The organism is Burkholderia sp. GbtcB21 (genome assembly GCF_019091065.1).
Classification (GTDB): Bacteria; Pseudomonadota; Gammaproteobacteria; order Burkholderiales; family Burkholderiaceae; genus Burkholderia; species Burkholderia pyrrocinia_C.
Map to the genome: position 1 here is coordinate 1 of NZ_JAGXKA010000382.1, position 247 is coordinate 247.

The 247-nt window shown below is 74.5% G+C and carries 2 pseudogenes; one reads left to right on the forward strand and one right to left on the reverse strand.

Going from position 1 to position 247, the window contains the following annotated elements:
- Positions 1–137 (forward strand): annotated as a pseudogene (locus tag KVT39_RS38335) (DUF3592 domain-containing protein); the annotation flags it as partial.
- A 52-nt stretch (positions 138–189) separates the two neighbouring features.
- Here the strand turns inward: KVT39_RS38335 and KVT39_RS38890 are convergent.
- Positions 190–247, reverse strand: a pseudogene (locus KVT39_RS38890) (CGNR zinc finger domain-containing protein); the annotation flags it as partial.

The following is a 247-nucleotide window of genomic DNA, read 5'->3' on the forward strand; positions in this document are numbered from 1 at the left end:
CGGCCGCCGACCTCTTCGGGGATCGCTGGGGCCTCACGGCCATCCTGTTCGCGATCGGCGCGCCGTACCTCGCGGCCGGGCTGTTCGCCGCCGCGACGCTATGGCCGGACCATCGGCCGCACGAAGCCGCTCAATGACGCCCGCGCGCCGGCCGCGCGCGGCGCGGCAACCGTAACGGCGCGCGCTCCATCGTTCCCTGAACGCCTCCCCCTTCGCGCGATTCCCGCACGTGCGCATGTCGCACCAG